10 protein-coding genes are annotated in these 15,454 nt (G+C 33.7%); 9 read left to right on the top strand and 1 reads right to left on the bottom strand.

The genetic code is table 11. The annotated features are described in order from the left end of the window. Positions 1-245: 245 nt before the first annotated feature. Complete coding sequence (gene mdh / locus H0V01_11690) at positions 246-1,184, top strand: malate dehydrogenase (GenBank protein ID MBA2584034.1); 939 nt, start codon at positions 246-248, stop codon at positions 1,182-1,184. A gap of 69 nt (positions 1,185-1,253) precedes the next feature. Next, a complete protein-coding gene (locus H0V01_11685; protein ID MBA2584033.1) occupies positions 1,254-1,694 on the top strand; it encodes an aspartyl protease family protein in 441 nt (146 codons plus the stop codon). Here H0V01_11685 and H0V01_11680 read toward each other — a convergent pair. Then, on the bottom strand, positions 1,681-3,891 hold the full coding sequence (locus tag H0V01_11680) for a T9SS type A sorting domain-containing protein (protein MBA2584032.1): 2,211 nt from the start codon (positions 3,889-3,891) through the stop codon (positions 1,681-1,683). The genes H0V01_11685 and H0V01_11680 overlap by 14 nt on opposite strands. A gap of 255 nt (positions 3,892-4,146) precedes the next feature. On the opposite strand from H0V01_11680, the gene secDF reads away from it, so the two are divergent. The 7 genes from secDF (at position 4,147) to prfA (ending at position 15,453) form a co-directional block, all read left to right on the top strand. Continuing rightward, positions 4,147-7,128 (top strand): protein translocase subunit SecDF, encoded by a 2,982-nt coding sequence (secDF, locus tag H0V01_11675; protein MBA2584031.1) that lies wholly within the window; start codon positions 4,147-4,149, stop codon positions 7,126-7,128. An 81-nt stretch (positions 7,129-7,209) separates the two neighbouring features. Then, positions 7,210-7,419, top strand: a complete 210-nt coding sequence (locus tag H0V01_11670) for a twin-arginine translocase TatA/TatE family subunit (GenBank protein ID MBA2584030.1) — start codon at positions 7,210-7,212, stop codon at positions 7,417-7,419. 50 nt (positions 7,420-7,469) lie between these two features. Then, positions 7,470-8,411, top strand: a complete 942-nt coding sequence (locus H0V01_11665) for a calcium/sodium antiporter (GenBank protein MBA2584029.1) — start codon at positions 7,470-7,472, stop codon at positions 8,409-8,411. Between the two features lie 286 nt (positions 8,412-8,697). After that, entirely contained in the window at positions 8,698-10,887 is a 2,190-nt protein-coding gene (locus H0V01_11660) for a glutamine synthetase III (GenBank protein MBA2584028.1), read from the top strand. A 142-nt stretch (positions 10,888-11,029) separates the two neighbouring features. Continuing rightward, entirely contained in the window at positions 11,030-13,075 is a 2,046-nt protein-coding gene (locus H0V01_11655; GenBank protein ID MBA2584027.1) for an OmpA family protein, read from the top strand. A 103-nt stretch (positions 13,076-13,178) separates the two neighbouring features. Beyond that, complete coding sequence (locus H0V01_11650; protein ID MBA2584026.1) at positions 13,179-14,369, top strand: phosphoribosylformylglycinamidine cyclo-ligase; 1,191 nt, start codon at positions 13,179-13,181, stop codon at positions 14,367-14,369. A 7-nt stretch (positions 14,370-14,376) separates the two neighbouring features. Continuing rightward, positions 14,377-15,453, top strand: coding sequence for a peptide chain release factor 1 (gene prfA, locus H0V01_11645; GenBank protein ID MBA2584025.1), 1,077 nt, complete (start codon positions 14,377-14,379; stop codon positions 15,451-15,453). The last annotated feature ends 1 nt before the right edge of the window (position 15,454 follow it).

Genomic DNA, 15,454 nt, shown 5'->3' with positions numbered 1-15,454 from the left:
GAGAAAACAAAGTTATATTTGTCATGAGAGAAAGTTTTTTTGTTGTGCAACTCAAAGGTAACTTTGATATACAAAATTCTTTCTCTTATTTTTTTATTTTCTAATTAGCGTTTAGGACGCTATTGATTAATTATCATTGTTTAATCGAATTCATCAGGTTTATTTGAAAATAAATTTAATAATTAATTTTATCTTTTCTAATTTAGCAGCCATAAAAAATAAATTAACACTTTAATATAAATAACATGAAAATTACAGTAGTAGGAGCAGGAAATGTTGGAGCCACTTGTGCAAATGTTATAGCACATAAAGAATTAGCCAATGAAGTTATTCTTTTGGACATAAAAGAAGGACTTGCTGAAGGTAAGTCTCTTGATATATGGCAAACATCTCCAATAAACTTATATGATACAAGAGTTATTGGAGTTACAAATGATTATTCCAGAACATCAGGTTCAGAAGTTGTGGTAATTACATCTGGTTTGCCAAGAAAACCGGGAATGAGTCGTGATGATCTAATTGCTACAAATGCAGGGATTGTAAAAATGGTTACAGAAAATATTATTAAATATTCTCCTGATGCAATTATAATTGTGGTTTCCAACCCACTTGATGTTATGACTTATTGCGCATTTTTATCTGCAAAAGTTGATTCAAGTAAAGTTTTTGGAATGGCAGGAATACTTGATACGGCTCGTTATAGAGCATTTCTTGCTGAGGCTTTAAATGTTTCACCAAAGGACATTCAGGCTGTATTAATGGGAGGGCATGGAGATACTATGGTACCTCTTCCAAGATATACAACTGTTGCTGGAATACCAGTTACTGAGTTGATAGATGAAACAAAACTCAGTGCCATTGTAGAAAGAACCAAAAAAGGTGGTGGAGAACTTGTTAATTTAATGGGAACTTCAGCATGGTATGCTCCAGGAGCAGCTGCAGCACAAATGGTTGAAGCAATAGTAAGAGATCAAAAAAGGATTTTTCCTGTATGTGCGCTGCTTAATGGAGAATATGGATTGTCGAATATCTATTTAGGTGTTCCGGTTAAATTAGGTAAAAAAGGAATTGAGCAAATAATAGAACTTGAATTAAACGAACAGGAAAAAGCATTGTTAGCTGATTCAGCTCTTGCAGTTAAACAAGTAATGGATGTTTTAGATAATATGAATGCAGTAGCTTAATTTACAAAATATGTTCTTTTTACAGAGGCATCCGTAATTGGATGCCTTTTTTTATTATTTTTATCACAAATGAAAATAAAAATCCCACTAATTATTGTAGCAATAGAGGATGAGGGTTTTCATCCTCACATACATATTGAAATAAATTCTATTCCCGCAATATTGCTTGTAGATACAGGAGCTTCAAAAACAGTTTTTGATTCTCATTCAATTAATGATTACATCAATGACATTCAAATAACAATGCATGATAAATTAACCACAGGTTTAGGTACTAATTCAATGATTAGCCATAAGGCTATTATTAGTAAAATAGCTATAGGTGAAATAGAACTTTTAAGTTATGATGCTGTTTTAATTGACCTCTCACATGTGAATGAATCCTACGAATGTCTTGGATTGCCAAAAATAGCAGGAGTTTTAGGAAGTGATTTATTAATGCAATTTAAAGGAGTTGTTGATTTTAACAAAAAAGAACTTATGTTAACACTAAAAGCTAATTCCTTTTGATAATAAATTTTTCAATTGCCTGTTTGTCCTCGTTTTTAACCATTATAAAATAGATGCCATCAGCTAAAAAGGCAGTATTAACTATGATTGTTCCAGAATTTATTACTTTTTCCTTTGAAAGTAATTCCCCTAAATAATTGTAAATTATTAATTCAGCAGGCTTTTTTGTACCTTCTACAATTAGTTCTACTTTTATATGGGATGATGCAGGATTGGGGAAAATTTTAAATTCAATTTCTTGATTTAATTCTGTTTTTAATGACGTTAATGCATTTTCAAAATAGCTTAATCCACCTGCATAATTGCCTATAAAAAGATCATGTTCACCATTGTTATTTAAATCAAAACCTGCTGGGGATGTTCTTGAACCTTCTTTTAATCCTGCATAAAAATCACTAACAAGGTTAAAGCTTCCGTTTAGATTTTGTTCTATGTTATTGTAATAAAAAAGCCTTCCGCTTTCTGACCCTACAATCAATTTTAATGTATTGTTTTCTTTAAAAATGAAAGGAATACTATAACCGGTTATATTAGAACTTATTCTTACATCAACACCTCCAAAATACTGAACCATATTAGTTGAATTGAATACAGGAGCATTAATGCTTCCCGTATTTTGGATGTAATTTAAAGAACCATTTCTTTCCCCTATTAATAAATCAACCAGGCCATCTCCATTCACATCAAAAAGTTGTGGGGTTGAGGATTGGCCCACATCTATTCCAAAGTAATTAGGGGAATTTAATGTGTAGGAAGGTAAACTACCAATACTTGCAATGTTTTCAAAATAAAAAAGTTGACCATTATCTTCACCAATAAGCATATCTAAATCTCCATCACCATCCAAATCTCCGAAAGCAGGGTAAACATTCCGTAATCCAAAGGATGAAATATTTGCATAATCACGTGTTACAAGTTCAAAAGCTGGAACTGATACTGTACCTGTATTTTTAAATAGCGAAATACTGGAAGAATAGTTTCCAGAACCGGTATAATAACCGTAATTGCCAACAAATAAATCCGTTTTTCCATCCATGTTATAATCCGATAATACAGGATAAGCTCCTTCACCAACATCTATCATAGAATTTTGCAGAAAATCATCCTGAACAAATTTAAAATCAGCAGAATCATTTCTGTTTTGATTTTTATAATACCATATACTTTTGAAATTTTCAGAAGCATTTTCTGCATTGGCGCTTATTAGTAAATCATTTATTCCATCATTATCAACATCAACATAGAAAGCTGCTGGAAATAATGTTAAATTAACGGGTGATGAACTGCTGGGGAAATTAAGATATGCCTCTGAAATTTGTCCATTAGTTGAAGTGCCTGCGTTTAACAAATAAGCCATATTGGAGAATCCAATATCACCAATTACAAGATCCAGAGCACCATTTCCTGTTAAGTCAAGTGATAGCAGAGTAGAGCCAGCATGCCTGAGTCCTCCACTTCCGTTGTTTTCGCTACTTCTTTTACAGGATTGATTAAGGGTATAGTCAAAATTCATACCCTCGGTAAATTTTCCCCAGCAACGTTCCACAACCTCATATTGTAAACTATCGCAATTACCAAAGGTTTGTACTGAATTGTTCAAATGCAATTCAACAGAACTTCCAAAACTACTAAAAGTTAAGATATCCATATCCCCATCCCCATCAAAATCCATAACGGAAGGAATATCAACTGAGCTTACATATAAATTATAGGACATAACATCTGAGGGATAGTATTTTGAAAGAATTAAATCTTTTACCAGGGTGAATTTTATTTCATTTATATCTGAATCATTCCTGTAAACCGCAATTCCAGCATTGGTGTGAGTAAAAATATCTTCCTTTCCATCACAATTGTAATCCCTTAAAAGAACCCAGTTTTTTAAACCAGGAAATTTACCGGCATATTCCGGGGCATTGGTATAATCAATAACTCCTGGAATTCCTTTATTAATATAGGTAGTGATTTTATTTCCAGAACGATCAAATACAAATAAATCTTTTATTCCATCCCCGTTTAAATCTATTTCCGAGAACTGGCAAAAGTTGTGACCGCCTGTCCAAGGGTTTTTGATAAAATCAGAATTGATTTTAACAGGAATTGAATCATTTCTGATTAAATAAGGTTGAGAAAATACTTTTTCTCTATTAATAAGCAGAATGATGGATAGGAGAAAAGGTAAAATGCATTTTTTCATAAAATAGTTTATTGCAGATAGCACAAATATAGCAATAATGGATTATTGATATCAGGATTTATTAAAAATGACCAAAAGCACAAACGAATTTCATACACCATTTCTTTTGTAGTTGAGATTTCGATAATTATATACCTGTTTCAACTTTATTGACACAATATTTCCTCAAGGATCATTTTTACATTGTGAAATAATAATTGTTATTCTATATTTGCAGCCTTAATTTTTTCATTTAAAAAAATAATATTATATTTTATGCAAAGTAAAGGTGCGATAAGATTGTTCGCTATAGTATTTGCGCTGGTTTGTTTATATCAGTTATCATTTACATTTATCGCTAATCGCGTTGAGAAGAACGCCAAAGAAGTAGCAGCAGGTGACCCCGAAGCCGAAAGACGATATCTTGATTCTATAGCAAGTGAGCCGGTATATAATCTTTTAGTTAGAAATTACACTTACCGTGAGGTTAAAGACAGGGAAATTAATCTGGGCCTTGATCTTCAAGGTGGGATGAATGTTACTCTTGAGGTTTCTGTTGTTGAGTTAATAAAAGAGCTGGCAAATAAAAGTATTGATCCAGCTTTCAATGCATCTATTGCAAGAGCAGTTGAACTTCAAAAAACCTCACAAGAGGATTTTGTTACGTTATTTGGAAGGGCTTTTAATGAAATTGCTCCTGATGCAAAACTTTCTTCTCCAACTATTTTTGGAACAAGGGAACTTTCTGAGAAGATAAAACCATACGAATCAACCAATGAGGAAGTATTAATTTTTTTACGATCCGAGGCAGAAGATGCTTTTGAAATATCATTCAATGTTTTAAGAAACCGTATTGATAAATTTGGTGTTGCACAACCAAACATTCAAAAACTTGGAAATTCAGGCAGGATTTTAGTTGAATTACCTGGTGTAAAGGAAAAAGAACGTGTAAGAAAGTTATTACAAGGTACTGCAAAACTTGAGTTCTTCGAAACTCATGAAAATAAAAATATTTATCCCCTTCTTGAGGCAGCAAATGAGGTAGTAAAAGAATTAAAAAAAGAAGCAGGAATTGATTCCACAGCTATTGTAGTGGATGAAATTCAAGCCTCTGCTGAACAAGTTGCACCTCAGGAAGAATTGGTCCAGACAGAAAAAGAAAAACCAACCCTTCTTGAAAAATTAGAGCTTGAGGATACTACAAGTGTTAGTGATACTTTAGCGGCTGAAAAAAATCTTCAGGAACTTGCCAAAGAATATCCTCTTTTTGCTTTACTAAACCCTTCAGGGGCAGAACAAGGACCTGTAGTTGGTTATGCCTTAATTAGAGATACTGCAAAAGTAAATGAATACCTAAATCACAAGAAAGTAAGAGCAGTTTTTCCTTCAAGAACCGAATTTCTTTGGACTGTTAAGGCCTTTGATAAAGAAGGAAAAGCATTGCAACTCATAGCAATTAACCCTGCTTCTCCAGATGGAAAAGCAGCTATGGAAGGGGATGTAATTACCGATGCAAGACAAACTTTCGGCCAGTTTGGTGCTACTCCAGAAATTAGCATGACTATGAACGCTGCAGGAGCAAGGAAATGGAGAGAACTCACAAGCAATAACATTGGTAAAAGCATTGCAATTGTTTTAGATGATTTTGTTTATTCTTTCCCTACAGTACAAGGAGAAATTTCTGGTGGCCAGTCTTCCATTACTGGTAATTTTTCTATTACCGAGGCAAAAGATCTTGCCAATGTTCTTAAAGCAGGTAAACTTCCTGCTCCAGCAAGGATTGTTGAAGAGGCTGTAGTTGGCCCATCTTTAGGAGAAGAGTCAATAAGGGCAGGTTTGATTTCCTTTGTTATTGCACTTTTACTTGTTTTAGTTTACATGGTATTTTATTACAATCAGGCTGGTTTAGCTGCGAATTTTGCCCTTCTTGCCAACCTCTTCTTTATTTTTGGTGTACTTGCCTCTTTAGGTGCTGTTTTAACACTTCCTGGTATTGCAGGTATTGTATTGGTTATTGGTATGTCAGTTGATGCCAACGTACTTATATTTGAAAGAATACGAGAGGAACTTTCCACAGGAAAAGGCCTTAGGCTGGCAATTGAGGATGGTTATCAAAAAGCATATTCTTCAATTATTGATGCAAACGTAACCTCTTTGTTAACCGGTATTATTCTTTATACATTTGGTACTGGACCAATCAGGGGCTTTGCTACAGTGCTTATCATTGGTATTTTAACTTCCCTTTTTGCTGCAATTTTCCTTACAAGATTAATTTTTCTTTACAGGTTGGATAAAAACAAAAGCGTTAAGTTTTTCACTAAATTCACTGAAAATGCTTTCAAAAATTCAAACTTTGATTTTGTTAGTAAAAGAAAAATCTATTATTTGATTTCAGGAATTATTATTACTGGAGGAATTATTTCTTTTGCAGCCAGGGGATTAAATATGGGTGTTGATTTTGTTGGAGGAAGATCCTATGTAGTAAGGTTTGATCAGGATGTAAGAACAATTGATTTACGGAGTGCACTTACTACTGCTTTTGATGAGGCTCCTGAAGTGAAAACTTTTGGTGGAGCTCAACAAGTAAAAATTACTACTAAATATTTGATTGATTCCCAGGAAGAAGATGCTGAACAGATTGTTGAGAATAAACTTATAGAAGGACTTTCTCAATTTGGTGATGGCAATTTTGAAATAATGAGTTCTCAAAAAGTAGGTCCTACAGTTGCGAATGATATTAAAGCAGCTGCAGTTTGGGCTATTTTATTTTCTTTTCTTGTTATTTTCCTTTATATTATTTTGAGGTTTAAAAAATGGCAATTTGGATTAGGTGCGCTTGTAGCTATTTTTCATGACGTGCTAATTGTTCTTGCTTGTTTCTCATTATTTTATGGAATACTGCCTTTTTCCTTGGAAATTGACCAGGCGTTTATCGCAGCTATACTTACGGTAATTGGTTACTCCATAAATGATACAGTGGTTGTATTTGACCGTATAAGGGAATACCTTTCTACCTCAAGAAAAAGAGAAATGGATACCTTGATAAATGAAGCATTAAACAGTACATTGAGTCGTACATTTAATACTTCGTTTACAATTTTTATCGTTTTGATTGCTATATTTATTTTTGGAGGTGAAGTGATCAGAGGATTCTCTTTTGCATTATTGATTGGAATTGTTGTAGGAACTTATTCCTCTATTTGCATTGCAACTCCAATTGTAATTGACTTTAGCAAGAAACCTGAAGAATTAAAATAAACCATATTTAATTTAAAGAAAAAGCCTTTTCATTTTAATTGAAAGGGCTTTTTTTATACCTTTGCATTAAATTCAAAGGCTATGTTATTATTTTTTAATTTAGGTGGTGGAGAAATATTTATTGTTCTTTTAGTTATCCTTCTTTTTTTCGGATCAAAGAAAATTCCAGAACTTGCTCGTGGACTTGGAAAGGGAATCAGAGAATTTAAGGACGCCACAAGCGATATTCAAAGAGAAATTCAAGAGAGCGCAAAGGTTATCAAAAATGAAACTGATATTAACAAGCCTTAGTAAGTTTTCCCATGCCTGAATTCATAATGGTATTTTATTTTTTTTAATAAATGGAATATCTTTTACTGATAGTTGGACTTGCTATACTTATTTCGGGCGGTGAAATTTTAGTTAAAGGTGCAGTTGCCATTGCTTTAAAATTCAATGTTTCTGTCCTTGTCATTGGTATGACCATTGTTTCATTTGGCACATCAGCCCCTGAATTACTTGTCAGTATTAAAGCGGCTATTCAAGGGCATCCTGATATTTCAATTGGAAATGTTATTGGTTCGAATATTGCCAATATCTCATTAATTCTAGGTGTTACCACCATTATTTTTCCAATTTTAATAAATAAGGATTCCTTAAAAATAGACTGGCCTATGATGATGGTTTCCAGTATGATTTTTTATCTATTCTTACTTAATAATCTTATTGGATTTTATGAAGGTTTATTCCTGTTTCTGTTTTTAATTTTGTTCAATTTCTGGATAATATATAAATCACGGAAGGAGCACAAAAAAATCCCGAAAAACGATGAACCTGAATTAATTCCGGAGGTTACAACTCCAATTTGGAAAAGCTTACTATTTATACTTTTAGGTGTCCTGGGCTTAATTCTTGGAGCTGAATGGTTTTTAAACGGAGCGGTGGGTATAGCAGAAAATTTCGGTATAAGCGAAAGAATAATAGCAATTACAGTAGTTGCATTCGGAACAAGTGTTCCTGAACTGGTAACCTCTGGTATTGCGGCATTAAAGAAACAAACAGATATTTCTATTGGAAATCTAATTGGTTCCAATATATTTAATCTACTTGGCATTTTAGGAATTACAGCAATGGTAAAAGAAATTCCAATTAGTATTGAAATGGCTAATTTTGATATTTATTGGATGCTTGGAATTTCATTGTTGATTTTCCCTTTAATGTATTTTGGAAGAAAAATAGGAAGGTTAAAAGGACTGGTATTAGTTTCATTTTACCTGGTTTATATTTTCATTGTCATAAATTAAGGTGTTTGATTTTTTTTAAAAAAGGATTGAATCCTTTATTAGTATACCCCTCCCATTGCATTAAAACCTGATACATTATTTTCCCTTGCACTTATTTTAAAATGAAAGTATATTTTAAATAATCGAACATTTTGACTACACACCCCCTTAATTTTACATTGTTTTTTTTATTTTATTAACTTTTTTTTAAATAGTTAGTAAAAAAAGGGGGGTGTTGAAAAAAAAACATAAAAAGGTGTAAATATTTTAAAGGTTTTGCGTTATTTTTGCATAAAACTTATAAATCATGGCATCATTTAGATTTAAAGCGCTGGAAGAGGTGCTTTCAAGAACACCAAAACAGGTAGATATTCCATCAGATAGAATTTCTGATTTTTTTGCTTCCAATGTATTTGGCAAAGAATCTATGCGCGAATACCTTTCTAAAGAGGCTTTTGAAAGTGTAAACAGCGCAATTGATAAAGGAACAAACATTGACAGGAAAATTGCTGATCAGGTTGCCTCTTCAATGAAAGCATGGGCTTCCAAAAAAGGTGCAACACATTATACCCATTGGTTTCAACCCCTCACAGGTTCGACTGCCGAAAAACACGATGCCTTTTTTGAACCTCATGAAGGATCGGCAATTGAGAAATTTGAAGGAACTCAACTTGTCCAACAAGAACCAGATGCATCGAGTTTTCCATCCGGTGGTATTCGGAATACTTTTGAAGCAAGAGGATATACTGCATGGGATCCCTCTTCTCCAGCTTTTGTTATTGGGAAAATGCTATGTATTCCCTCTGTTTTTGTTTCCTATACGGGAGAAGCACTTGATTATAAAACTCCATTATTGAAAACCTTAAGTGCTGTTGATAAAGCAGCAGTAGATGTTTGCCAGTATTTTGATAAAAATGTAACCAAAGTCATTTCAACACTGGGTTGGGAGCAGGAATATTTTCTTATAGATACGGCCTTTTTCAATTCCAGGCCAGATTTGATGATGACAGGAAGAACTGTTTTTGGTCATAGTCCTGCAAAAGGTCAGGAATTAGAAGACCATTATTTCGGTTCAATTCCTGCCCGTGTAACAGCATTTATGAGAGATTTTGAAATTGAATGTTATAAATTAGGTGTTCCTATTAAAACAAGGCACAATGAGGTTGCACCAAACCAATTTGAATGCGCTCCTGTTTTTGAAGAAGCAAATCTAGCTGTTGATCACAATCAGTTACTGATGGATCTTATGGAAAAGATTGCAATGAATCATAATTTCAGAGTATTACTTCATGAAAAACCCTATGCACGGGTTAATGGTTCTGGTAAACATAATAACTGGTCATTAGCAACAAACACCGGGAAAAATTTATTAAGTCCTGGCAAAACTCCTAAGACCAATCTGCAATTTTTAACTTTTTTCATTAATACTATTAAGGCAGTTTATGAAAATTCAGACCTATTAAGAGCTTGTATTGCTTCAGCTGGAAATGAACATAGACTCGGTGCTCATGAGGCCCCTCCTTCAATCATGTCAATTTTTATTGGTTCTCAATTAACATCAGTTCTTAAAGAGCTTGAGGTTAAAGTAAAGAAAGGAAAAATGTCGGCAGATGAAAAAACTGATCTTAAATTAAATATTATAGGTAAAATTCCAGATATTTTACTTGATAATACGGATAGAAACCGGACTTCCCCTTTCGCATTTACAGGAAATAAATTTGAATTCAGGGCAGTTGGTTCATCTGCAAACTGTGCTACTGCTATGATTGTTATAAATGCAATTGTGGCTGATCAATTAATTAAATTTAAAGGCCAGGTTGATGAACTAATTGAAAAAGGCATAGGTAAGGATGAGGCTATTCTACAAATTTTAAGAAGTTATATAGTTTCTTCAAAGAATATTTTATTTGAAGGTAACGGTTATAGTGAAGAATGGGTTAAGGAAGCTGCCCAAAGAGGACTTTCAAATATAAAATCTGCTCCTGTGGCCTTTGATGCGTTTGTTTCAGCGAAAACAATTAGTTTATTTGAGAACCTTAAAATTTATTCTAAAGTTGAACAATATGCCAGGCATGATATTTATCTTGAACTTTACACGAAAAAAATTCAAATTGAATCTCGTATTTTGGGTGATTTAGCTCAAAACCATATAGTGCCAACAATTATTAAATATCAAAATGTGTTGCTTGAAAACTTAAAAGGACTTAAAGAGGTACTTCCTCCTGCTGATTATAAAAAGCATTCTTTGATTTTATTAAGGATGGTTACTGAAATTTCAGAACGCATGGCTATTATAATAAGTAAAAAAGAAGAGATGGTTGAATCACGGAAGAAAGTCAATAAAATGATTGATTCACGTGAAAAGGCAGTCGCATATAGTGATTCGGTGAAAAATTATTTTGAGGAAATTAGGTATCATGTTGATAAACTTGAATTAATGGTGGATGATGAAATGTGGCCATTACCTAAGTACAGAGAGTTACTTTTTACAAGATAAATTTAAATAGCATCTAATAATAAACTCCCACCGTTTCTGTTTAAAGGTGGGAGTTTGTTTATTTTTGCCTAAAGCTTTGATATAATTAAATTATTTATTTATTTTTGGTGCTATTCTTCAAAAAACTAAATTTGATTACTATATGAAAATTATTAGAATTATACTTTGCTTATTTATTGTAGCATTCTTTTGTGGTGCAGCGTCAGCGCAAAAGAGTTTTGTAAAGGATGCTGACAATTCCTATTCAGAGGCGAAATTTTTCGAAGCCATTGAATTGTATAAAAAAGCATATTCTAAAGAGAAGAATAAAGCTGTAAAAGCTGAAATCCTTTTCCAGCTTGGAGAATGTTATTTTAACACGGTTGATCCAAAACAAGCTGAAAAGTGGTATCAAAAGGCAATTAAGGCAAAATTTCCAGACCCAATAGCAGTCCTTAGGCTTGCTGAAGTTTATAAAGCAATGGGAAATTATCCTCAGGCAATAGTTGAATTCAATAATTACAAAGCTCTTAATCCTTCAGATAAAAGGGGGGAAGATGGAGTTGTTTCATCTGAAATGGCCCAAAAATGGATTGACGAACCCACAAGATATGTTGTTTTGCCGGAAACCCAGTTAAATTCCAAGCAATATGAATTTTCACCTACTTATGCCGACAAAAAAAACAATACACTGATTTTTACTTCTACAAGAGAAGGTTCAGCAGGTAAAACAATTGATGTAACTTTAGGTGAGAGTTTTTCAGATATTTATGAAACAAAAAGAGATAAAAATGGAAAATGGAGTACACCTGCCCCAATTGGAGGTGAGGTAAATTCCGTAGCTAATGAAGGTGCTGCTTGTGTTGACAGCAAGGGAAGGACCATGTTTTTTACCCGATGCGGGGTTGAAAAAAACAAGGATATGCCTTGTAAAATTTATACTGCGGTAAAAAAAGGAAACGCATGGACTGAAATTACGCTTCTTGAACTTAGCCCTGATAGCATTACAGTTGGTCACCCAGCCATAACCAAAGATGGAAATTCTTTGTTTTTTACTGCAAGCCATATGGAAGGCGGATTTGGTGGTCGTGATATTTGGATGAGCACCTATGAAAAAAAGGCGAAAGTTTGGACTACTCCTGTAAACTTAGGTTCATCAATTAATACTGAAAAAGATGAAATGTTCCCTTTTATCCATGAAAATGGCACCTTGTATTTTTCTTCAACAGGACACATGGGAATGGGTGGATTGGATATTTTTAAAGCTGAAAAAACAGGTGAAAAGTGGGGTAAAGTTGAAAACTTAAAATATCCTATTAATTCTGCAGGAGATGATTATGGAATTGTGTTTGAAGGTACTAAAGATAGAGGATTTCTTACTTCAAATCGCGATGGTTCAATGGGTGGTGATGATATTTTCTCTTTTGTTCTTCCTCCGCTTATTTTTGTTCTTCAGGGAACAATTACTGATGTTGAAACTAAAAAGCCTATTAACCAGGCAACTATAAAACTTATAGGCTCCGATGGTACTTCTGCTGAAGTTACTACAGATGCCTCAGGAACTTATATTTTTGGAGATAAAGGAAATGACAGATACATTAAATCCAATACTACTTATGAATTAACAGTAAGTGCAAAGGATTATTTAAATGCAAAAGGGAAGGAAACTACAGTTGGAGTTACAGAGTCAACAACTTTTATCAAGGATTTTGCTTTGCAAACCACCAAGAAAAAGGAAATTGCATTTCCTGAAGTACTTTATGATCTTGCTAAATTTACCCTTCGTCCTGAATCTCATGACTCATTAGATTTCTTATATCAAACCCTTATTGATAATCCTACGATTGTTATTGAATTGAACTCTCATACGGATTCCAGGGGTGGACAAAAACCTAATCAGATTCTTTCTGAAAATAGAGCCAAATCATGTGTTACTTATTTAGTTTCAAAAGGGATTGCAGCAGACAGAATGTTGGCAAAAGGTTACGGAAAGGATCAACTTCTTATTTCTGATGCTGAAATTGCTAAACTTAAGTCCAATGAAGAAAAGGAAGCAGCTCACCAAAAGAACAGAAGAACAAGATTTAAAGTTATCAGATCTGATTATGTTCCGGTGGGTGGATTCCCTGAAGAAAAAACTACTTCAGAAACTCCTAAAGAAACAAAAGACGAGGCGGTTGAAGAGGAAATTGAAGAGGACGAGGAATAATTTTTTAAAGGTGTAGTGAATTTTCCTATACCTTATTTTACTAAAGCGTCCCTTTTTAGGGATGCTTTTTTTTTTATCATTCCAAGTAAAATTTTAGGTTGAAATGAATAATTTAGATTCCAGGTATAATTTAAGAGGAGTTTCCGCATCCAAAGAAGATGTTCATAATGCAATCAAGAATATTGATAAAGGGATTTTCCCCGGGGCTTTTTGCAAAATAATACCGGATATTATTTCAGAAGATCCTGCTTATTGTAATATTATGCATGCTGATGGAGCTGGCACAAAATCTTCACTTGCTTATTTGTATTGGAAAGAAACAGGGGATTTATCTGTGTGGAAAGGAATTGCTCAAGATGCCATTGTAATGAATCTTGATGATTTACTTTGTGTTGGAGCTGTGAATAATATACTTCTATCTTCCACAATTGGGCGAAATAAAAATGTGATACCCGGAGAAGTGATTTCGGCCATTATTAATGGGACAGAGGAAATTTTAGAAGATTTACGTGAAAAAGGTATTGGCATATATTCTACAGGTGGTGAAACGGCCGATGTTGGAGATCTTGTAAGAACAATTATTGTTGATTCAACTGTAATGTGCAGAATCAAGCGCAGTGATGTGATTTCAAATGATAATATTAAGGCTGGTGATGTTATCATTGGTTTAGCATCTTCTGGTAAAGCTTCCTATGAAAATGAATATAATGGAGGAATGGGCAGTAATGGCCTGACATCAGCAAGGCATGATGTTTTTAATAAAAAAATTGCAGGAAAATATCCTGAGAGTTTTGATCCTTTGGTTCCTGAAGATCTTATATACAGTGGAAAAATGAATTTGACTGACAAAATTCAGGTTCCTGGATATGGCGAAATTGATGCTGGAAAACTTGTATTATCCCCAACCAGAACTTATGCTCCTGTAATAAAGAAAATTCTGGATCTAATGCGTTCCGAAATTCATGGAATGGTTCATTGTAGTGGGGGGGCACAAACCAAGGTTTTGCATTTTACCGGGGATAATCTTCATATCATCAAGGATAATTTATTTGATATACCACCCCTTTTCCAGTTAATACAACAGCAAAGCAATACAAGCTGGAAGGAAATGTACAGGGTATTCAATATGGGCCATCGGATGGAAATCTATACAGATGAGAAAAATGCTTCTGCAATAATCGAAATTTCTAAAAGTTTTAATATAGATGCTAAAATTGTAGGAAGGTGTGAAGTATCCACTTCAAAAAAACTCACTATACAATCAGCGCACGGAGAATTTATTTATAATAGTTAAAATGGACATATTTGAAAAATTAGGATCAATTAAAAACCGTTGGTTAAATTTAGGCCAACAAATTTCTGATCCTGCTGTAATTTCAGAATTTAGAAAATTCGCAAAATTAAGTAAAGAGTACAAAGATCTTGAAGAGATAGTTATTTCATATGATAAGTATAAACTTATCCTTGAAAATATTAGTGCCACCAAAGAAATCCTTTTAAATGAAAAGGAGGCTGATTTTCGTGAAATGGCAGAGATCGAACTGAATGAATTAGAATCAAAACGTAAGAGCCTGGAAGAGGAAATAAAAGTACTTTTAGTTCCAAAAGACCCAGACGATATAAAAAATGTTGTAATGGAAATCAGGGCTGGTTCCGGTGGGGATGAGGCCAGTATATTTGCAGGAGATTTATACCGCATGTATTCCAAACATTTTGAAAAGAAAGGATGGAGGGCTGAACTGGTTGATTTCACAGAAGGTACAGCTGGTGGGTTTAAGGAGGTTATTATTAATGTTAGCGGAGAAAATGTATTTGGACAGCTTAAATATGAATCTGGTGTACATAGGGTTCAAAGAGTGCCTCAAACAGAAACTCAAGGAAGGGTTCATACTTCAGCCTCTACTGTTATTGTAATGCCAGAGGCAGATGAGCTTGATGTAGAAGTTAGGGAATCAGACATTAGAAAAGATATTTTTTGTTCTTCGGGTCCCGGTGGTCAATCCGTAAATACTACAAAATCTGCAATAAGGCTTACTCATATTCCAACAGGTATTGTAGTTCAATGCCAGGATCAGAAATCACAGCTTAAGAATTATGACAAAGCATTAGGTGTTTTAAGATCAAGAATTTATGAAATAGAGTATCAGAAAAGATTAGAGGAGCAATCAAAGAAAAGAAAAACGATGGTTTCAACAGGTGACCGATCAGAAAAAATCAGAACTTATAATTATCCTCAAAGTCGTGTAACCGATCATCGAATTGGTTTAACTGTTTACAGCCTTTCCAGCTTCATGGATGGAGATATTCAGGAAATGGTAAATGCTTTACAGTTTGCAGAAAATGCAGAAAAATTAAAAGAAGGAACTACAGTTGCTTAAA

This window comes from Bacteroidota bacterium (genome assembly GCA_013696965.1).
In the GTDB taxonomy this organism is placed as follows: Bacteria; Bacteroidota; Bacteroidia; order JACCXN01; family JACCXN01; genus JACCXN01.
Note: the sequence above shows the minus strand (reverse complement) of the source record. Positions and strands in the feature narration are given on the sequence as shown.